Origin of the sequence: Microcoleus sp. BROC3, from assembly GCF_036702515.1 — a bacterium.
GTDB lineage: Bacteria > Cyanobacteriota > Cyanobacteriia > Cyanobacteriales > Microcoleaceae > Microcoleus.
In genome coordinates this window covers 1-2,405 of record NZ_JAUBTQ010000152.1, presented here as the reverse complement: position 1 = coordinate 2,405, position 2,405 = coordinate 1, and the positions used below count along the sequence as shown (strand labels likewise).

At 40.2% G+C, this 2,405-nt stretch carries 3 protein-coding genes and 2 pseudogenes; 1 reads left to right on the top strand and 4 read right to left on the bottom strand.

Features of this window, described 5'->3' with window-relative positions; genetic code table 11:
* Nucleotides 1-128: 128 nt before the first annotated feature.
* A complete protein-coding gene (locus QUB30_RS33345; RefSeq protein WP_333342594.1) occupies nt 129-302 on the top strand; it encodes a hypothetical protein in 174 nt (57 codons plus the stop codon).
* Between the two features lie 128 nt (nt 303-430).
* Here the strand turns inward: QUB30_RS33345 and QUB30_RS33340 are convergent, their stop codons facing one another.
* The 4 genes and pseudogenes from QUB30_RS33340 to QUB30_RS33325 form a co-directional block, all read right to left on the bottom strand.
* The gene (locus QUB30_RS33340; protein WP_333342591.1) at nt 431-574 is read right to left on the bottom strand and encodes a hypothetical protein; all 144 of its coding nucleotides are present in this window, start codon (nt 572-574) and stop codon (nt 431-433) included.
* 40 nt (nt 575-614) lie between these two features.
* Nucleotides 615-746: a hypothetical protein gene (locus tag QUB30_RS33335; RefSeq protein WP_333342588.1), complete on the bottom strand. Its 132-nt coding sequence runs from the start codon at nt 744-746 to the stop codon at nt 615-617.
* Nucleotides 747-878: 132 nt separating this feature from the next.
* Nucleotides 879-1,238 (bottom strand): annotated as a pseudogene (locus QUB30_RS33330) (phytochelatin synthase family protein); the annotation flags it as partial.
* Between the two features lie 63 nt (nt 1,239-1,301).
* Nucleotides 1,302-2,337: pseudogene (locus tag QUB30_RS33325) on the bottom strand (IS701 family transposase).
* Nucleotides 2,338-2,405 lie beyond the last annotated feature (68 nt).

Below are 2,405 nucleotides of genomic sequence, written 5' to 3'. Positions count from 1 at the left end.
GAGGGATAGGACTTGACTCAACGGAGTCTCACCTATAAATGCAATCAGTTGGCACTAGCTGCCTGAGCAGCTATACTGACCTTCCCATAAGGGTTTTAAGCCTTATTTTTGGTCAAACGAATCGCACAGTGAGTATTTTGGCTTGGCCGTGCCGTTCTATCTTCATGCAGGCGTGTATACTCGACCCGATACCAGAAAGTTTGCCGCAAATACTGCATTGCTGCACCGGTTGGGGGTATTTCTTAATGCGGCGGGTGAGCGGGGTCAAGGGTTTGGTTCGGGCGATCGCTCCAGGGGTTTGATATGTTTGGTTAAGGATACAAGCGCTGGGGTTGATAGGAATAAATATGTCTTTGCACCGCGCTTTTTCGGGTCAATATTTAGTTGGGCGGTATGCAATAGTGATCGGAATAACATATATAGCTCCTACCTATTTACTATCCCCAAAACGCTCGCACCCAATATGCACCTGCCACTTCACTACTCTAGTAGATTCTGCTAACATACCATCCAGGGCGCGGGGACTGCTGTTAACAATCTTTTGAGCTTCTTCCACATTTTCTGCCTGAATCACCCAAAGCCCCGTTCCATCATGGGGAAAAAACGGGCTTTATTCACAGCAGTATTCCTTTCTCCTGTTGCTCGCGAAACCAAGCTAGCTGATTTGGGTCGTGTTCTGGGTGAGCGTTTTTGTAGTCGTAATACTCTGGAATGGTTGCTACAACAACGGCAAAAAGTTTAGACATAATGCTTTTCCAAAACTGATAATTTTCTAATCAAAAATAGCATAATACTTCAATTATTTTGGAGCGCACCCGCAGTTTTGTCATTTTTGAGTAAGGGTTGAAGCCCAACTATGCAATGCCTAGTTCTCTATTTTACTGGCGCACAACTAGATAGCCCCGTGCCTTTTTGGAAATTGAATCAGTAGTATTCATCGCTTTCCAAAGATTTTCAGTAGAAGTCCATACAGGCGGATATTTATAACTGGCTACGTCTTCAATCAAAAACCGATCGCTTTGTTCATGATAGGCAGCGAGGGGAGAAATATGCCCGCTTTTATCCTGACCCAAAACAGAGCGTTGGTAGTTCACGATTATATAGTCGCCGGAACGGTTAAGGTTGGCTTTAGCTTGGCTGCGAAATTGGTTAAGTGTTGTCTCCGACGCATAATAGACCTCAACTTTGACGTTGTGACTTCTGAGCAAAGCCGCTAATTCATCAAGGGTCATGCCCGAAAAAGTGACGGCATAAGAAGAACGTAGGACTTACGCATTGACAAAAAACATTATCTATGCGTCCTAGATCGTGCCATTACTATTAAGATTAGCAAAAATATGCTCACGTACAACTAAAGTAAATAGATTCCGTTGTACTTCATACCAATTGCTAATTATTTTTTCAACGCGCATAAACTCCAGCCTAACAAAAGCTTGAAGTGAACAAAAGATGTGAGTCTTGATTGCCTGAGTATCTCTAACCATGAACCGACAAATTCCACAGACTTGTTTTATGGCTCGATGAAAGGTTTCAATTCCCCAATGGGTATCATGAAGTGTCATAAATTCATTTCTAGTTATATCCTTAATTTTTTCCTCATCTGGAAGATACAAAATATAATGTCTAGAGTCTTCTTTTTTAAAGTCGCACCTTTACAACTTGACAAATCCAAATTCTTTCAGATGAGTTCTCAATCCTGACTCTGGAATTACCAGATTCCTTACTTGGCAATACTTATGTGGCTCGTTTGAGACAGTTCGGTTTTTTTCAATTCCGAATAGAAAACCCAATTTCTGGTTTTTTAGAAATTTTAAGTTTTCTACTCCTGAATACCAACTGTCTCCTGTCACTATTCTTGGCTTGACTCCCCAGCTTATTATTTCACTTACCATCTCTCTAAAATAATCGTTTTTTGTTTTCCCCTCCTTTTTGTCATATATTCTGTAATTTATTGGCACTGAATTACCATTAATATCGCTGTAATATAGAGTGATTAAATTTAAGCCAATAATTGTTTTAGGGGCTTTTCCTGACCAAAAATAACTGATTAACTCGGCATTTTTCGGGTCGCTGTAAATCTTTTCTATAACAGTATCGTCTACACTTAGTATTCCTCCTACCAAGTTAATAATTTTCTCTATTATCTTGAATAAATCTTTCGGTTCATATCGCTCTCTCAATAAAAAGCGATTCACACCCTGAATGTGAAACGTCTCCCAATATTTCTGATAACCTGCTACAACCTCCAAACTTTGGCTCTGACAGTAAAAATAAGGTGTATAGGTCTAGATTGCATTGCGCTGTGGATGGTAAGCGTGATTTCTCTGATTGTCCGATACCTAGAAAGTAGACGACCTATATTTATCAATGCACTATTTTGTTATTCTGTCAATGCGTAACTCCTA